The organism is Pseudomonas sp. P5_A2_2 (assembly GCF_054177685.1).
The window spans coordinates 1-4442 of the sequence record NZ_JBGCUL010000355.1 but is presented as its reverse complement, the minus strand read 5'-3'; the positions used below and the strand labels follow the sequence as shown (position 1 = coordinate 4442).

Genomic DNA, 4442 nt, shown 5'->3' with positions numbered 1-4442 from the left:
CTCTTGAATTGAATGCCCTCTACAAGTCCTATGGCGCCCATCGCGCCCTGGACAACGTCAGCCTGTCGGTGCCCAGCGGCAGTCGCACGGTGATCGTCGGTCCTTCCGGCTCCGGTAAAACCACGTTGCTGCGGATGATTGCCGGCTTCGAATTCCCCGACGCCGGGCGTCTTTCGCTCAATGGCCAGACCCTGGTCGACGGCACCCACGAAGTGCCGGCCCATCAACGTCTGATCGGCTATGTGCCGCAGGACGGCGCACTCTTTCCACACATGACCGTGGCCGCGAACATCGGCTTTGGCCTGGCGACCAAGGGCACGGAAAAACAACAGCGAATCGCCGAACTGATGGACAGCGTGGCGCTGGACGCGAAGATGGCCGAGCGCTGGCCCCATGAATTGTCCGGTGGTCAGCAACAGCGAGTGGCCCTGGCCCGGGCGTTGGCGCAACAGCCACGGCTGATGCTGCTGGACGAGCCGTTCTCGGCGCTCGATACCGGATTGCGCGCGGCGATGCGCAAGATGGTTGCGCGATTGCTGGAAGACGCGGGCGTCACCACCATTCTGGTCACCCATGACCAGAGTGAAGCCCTGTCGTTCGCCGACCAGTTGGCAGTGATGCGCCATGGCCGAYTGGTCCAGTCAGGGCACCCGCTGGACCTTTACCGCTATCCCGAAGACGAACAGACCGCGTTGTTTCTGGGGGATGCCGTGGTCATGCCCGCTCGCATCGAGGCGGGTTGGGCCCATTGCGACCTGGGGCGGATCCCGGTCAACAACCACCGCAATAACAAGTTGGCGCAGATCATGCTGCGCCCCGAACAGCTGCAACTGGCCAGCATCCTCCCCAGCGACCCGCAAGACAGCGGTTGCCGGGCCGTGGTCACTGATCGGGATTTCAGCGGCAATACTTGCACGCTGACGGTGGAACTCCAGCCATTGACCTGCAACCAGCAAACGGGCCGATCACTGCTGGTGCGCAGCTCAGGCATGTATGCGCCACCGGCCGGCAGCGCGGTTCAGGTCTCGACCATTGGCCACGCCCATGTACTGAGCGAGATTTAATCGCTTACAAATCGAATCGATCCACTGCCCGACGTCGCTCATTGTCGTCGCGCACATCGTAGTTGGCCGTGGTCTGGATGTTGCTGTGGTGTGCCAGTTTCTGTGCAATCGACAAGTCATGCTCTTCGATTACCCGGGTGATGAATGAACGCCGGAAGTCGTGGGGCATGATTTTCACCCCGACCTGCGCCCCCCGCTGCCGGGCGATGTAGTAAATCGCATGTTTGGTGATGCGCTCACGGGTGATGTGGCTGCCACGGCGGATGCGGTTGAACAGAAACGGGTCGTCCGCCTCACCGTCCTTGAGCAACGAACGGCGCAGCTCGAGCCAGGCTTCAAGCTTGGCGAAGGCCCAGGCCGGGGCGTACTTGATCAATTGCTTGTTGCCCTTGGCAGTCACCCGCAGACTGCGCTCCGTGAAATCGACCTGGTCCAGTTCCAGGTTCACCGATTCGGATTTGCGCATTCCCGAACCGTACAGAATCCCGATGATCGCTGCATCCCGCAGGCCTTGCGGCCGCGGATCGGCGGCGCAGACCGCCATCAGTTCCTGAATCAGCGTGCGTCTGAGATTGCGCCCCTGGGACAGCCGTGTACCGGCCATGCCCTTCACCGAACGCATCTTCAACAGATGCTCCTGAGAGATCAGGCTCATGCGCCATGCTTCGTTCATTACCCCGCGCACCGCGTTGACATACAGCGAAGATGTGTTCGGCGCATAGCCGTCTGAACGCAATGTAGCCACAAGTGCGATCACATCTTCGGGCTGCAGGTTGTGCCAGGGTATTTCCTCGATATCGTGATCTTCGAAGCCCAGGCGGTCGGCGGCATCCTGCAGCACATAACGCATGGTCAGTTGGCTGGACGGCGCCAGTCGCGCCAGATACAGGGTCAGCGGATTGGTGAGGGGCGTGCGTGAATCAGTTACAGGTAAGTCAATCAAACGAAACGGCCTTGAATTAAAACAGTTCAATGAAGCAACTAAGAAGTGAAATAACGATGATGTAAAAGACATTACAGCTGTAGGACTTTTCCCAAGAACCGCCATACATGCGGGAAGTCTGAACAGCGGCTTAATAGATTTCAGATAAACGATTCCCCAACCGTTTTTTCATGTTCCTTTCACAAAATCGGGCATAACCTTCTATAGAATCGGCGCAGCCCAGATGGACGTCCAACCTGCCGGCGATGGCGAAAAAAGTCAACTGATGCAATTTTTTACCTCCAGCCCATAACTAGTTGATTTGATGCAGGTTCTGATTTAGCGTCTATGCTGATTTTTGGATCCCTTTTAGCCTCAAAGGCTATTTACGTTTTCAGCCCCCGAGGTGCCCATGAGTCAGGCGTTTCTCCCTTTCTCCCGTCCCAGCATCGGCGACGAAGAAATCGCGGCCGTAGAGCAAGTATTGCGCTCCGGGTGGATCACTACCGGACCGAAGAACCAGGCACTGGAAGAACACTTCGCCAACTACGTCGGTTGCCGGCATGCCGTGGCACTTTCCTCGGCCACCGGCGGGATGCATATCACCCTGCTGGCATTGGGTGTCGGTCCCGGCGATGAAGTCATTACGCCCTCGCAGACCTGGGTTTCCACCGCCAACATGATCACCCTGCTGGGTGCCACGCCGGTGTTCGTCGACATCGACCGCGACACGCTGATGACCGACGTGGCCGCTATCGAAGCGGCGATCACTTCGCGCACCAAAGCCATTATCCCGGTGCATTACGCCGGCGCGGCATTCGACCTCGATCCGCTCTACGCTCTGGCCGACAAACACGGCATTGCCGTGATCGAAGACGCCGCCCACGCGGCAGGCACTTTCTATAAAGGTCGCCACGTCGGCTCCAAAGGCACGGCGATCTTCTCGTTCCACGCGATCAAGAACATGACCTGCGCCGAAGGCGCCATGTTCGTCAGCGACGATGAAGCCCTGGCCTCGCGGGTACGCATGCTCAAGTTTCACGGGCTGGGGGTTGATGCCTACGACCGCCTGACCCACGGCCGCAAGCCCCAGGCCCAAGTGGTCGAACCCGGCTTCAAGTACAACCTGGCTGACATCAACGCGGCCATCGCACTGGTGCAGCTGGAACGCCTGGACGAGATCAACGCCAGGCGCACTCAACTGGCCCAGACCTACTTGCAGCGCCTGGAGGGCTTGCCGGTGCAACCGCTGGCCGTCCCCACCTATTCGCAAAAACACGCCTGGCATCTGTTCATCCTGCGTATCGACGCCGAGCGGTGCGGGCTGGATCGCGAAGCGTTCATGAAAGCTCTCCAGGAACAGAATGTCGGTACCGGCATTCACTTCATCGCCACACACCTGCACACCTACTACCGCCAGCGTTACCCTAACCTGTACCTGCCCAACACCGAATGGAATTCGGCGCGGCTGTGTTCGATCCCGTTGTTCCCCGACATGACCACCGATGATGTCGAGCGCGTCGTTGGTGCCATCGAAAACTGTATGGACAGAAGCCTTTGAGACCTTACCCAATCAACTTCGTTTCGATCGTCATTCCGGTCTACAACGAACAGGAAAGCCTGCCTGAATTGCTCCGGCGCACCGAAGCGGCTTGCCAGCAGTTGCACCAGGCCTATGAAATCGTGCTGGTCGACGACGGCAGCCGCGACGACTCCGCACAGATCCTGGAAGACGCCGCCTCCCGCGAAGGCAGCCCGGTGGTGGCKGTGATCCTCAACCGCAACTACGGCCAGCACGCGGCGATCATGGCCGGTTTCGAACAGTGCAAGGGCGATGTCGTCATCACCCTCGATGCCGACCTGCAAAACCCGCCCGAAGAAATCCCGCGGCTGGTGGCCCAGGCCGAACTTGGCTATGACGTCGTCGCGACTGTACGCAACAACCGCCAGGACTCGGCCCTGCGCCGCTGGCCATCGAAACTGATCAACCTGGCCGTGCAGCGCTCCACCGGCGTAGCCATGAGCGACTACGGCTGCATGCTCCGCGCCTACCGACGCACCATTGTCGATGCCATGCTCGCCTGCCGTGAACGCAGCACCTTCATTCCGATCCTGGCCAACAGCTTTGCCCGCCATACTACGGAAATCCCCGTGACCCACGCCGAGCGTGAACACGGCGATTCCAAGTACAGCCCCATGCGCCTGATCAACCTGATGTTCGACCTCGTCACCTGCATGACCACCACGCCGCTGCGACTGCTGAGCATCGTCGGCGTCGGCATGGMGGCCCTGGGCGCGCTGTTCGCTATTGCACTGATCCTGCTGCGCCTGGTGTTCGGCGCCGGCTGGGCCGGTGGCGGTACCTTCGTACTGTTCGCCGTGCTGTTCGTCTTCACCGGTGGTCAATTCATCGGCATGGGCCTGCTGGGTGAATACCTGGGCCGCATGTAYAGCGA

4 protein-coding genes are annotated in these 4442 nt (G+C 59.9%); 3 read left to right on the top strand and 1 reads right to left on the bottom strand.

Annotated elements, in window-relative coordinates; all coding sequences use genetic code 11:
- A partial coding sequence (locus tag ACXRVY_RS18210; protein WP_458237916.1) for an ABC transporter ATP-binding protein occupies window positions 1–1064 on the top strand: 1064 nt, incomplete at its 5' end.
- A 4-nt stretch (window positions 1065–1068) separates the two neighbouring features.
- Here ACXRVY_RS18210 and ACXRVY_RS18205 read toward each other — a convergent pair.
- Window positions 1069–2007: a site-specific integrase gene (locus ACXRVY_RS18205; protein WP_223460768.1), complete on the bottom strand. Its 939-nt coding sequence runs from the start codon at window positions 2005–2007 to the stop codon at window positions 1069–1071.
- A 391-nt stretch (window positions 2008–2398) separates the two neighbouring features.
- Between ACXRVY_RS18205 and arnB the strand changes: the two genes are divergently transcribed.
- Window positions 2399–3547 carry a UDP-4-amino-4-deoxy-L-arabinose aminotransferase gene (gene arnB, locus ACXRVY_RS18200; RefSeq protein ID WP_223460770.1) on the top strand — a complete coding sequence of 383 codons (1149 nt, stop codon included), beginning with the start codon at window positions 2399–2401 and terminating at the stop codon, window positions 3545–3547.
- Window positions 3544–4442, top strand: an 899-nt coding sequence (locus ACXRVY_RS18195) for a glycosyltransferase (protein WP_458237915.1), incomplete at its 3' end; no start/stop codon positions are given. The genes arnB and ACXRVY_RS18195, both read left to right, overlap by 4 nt.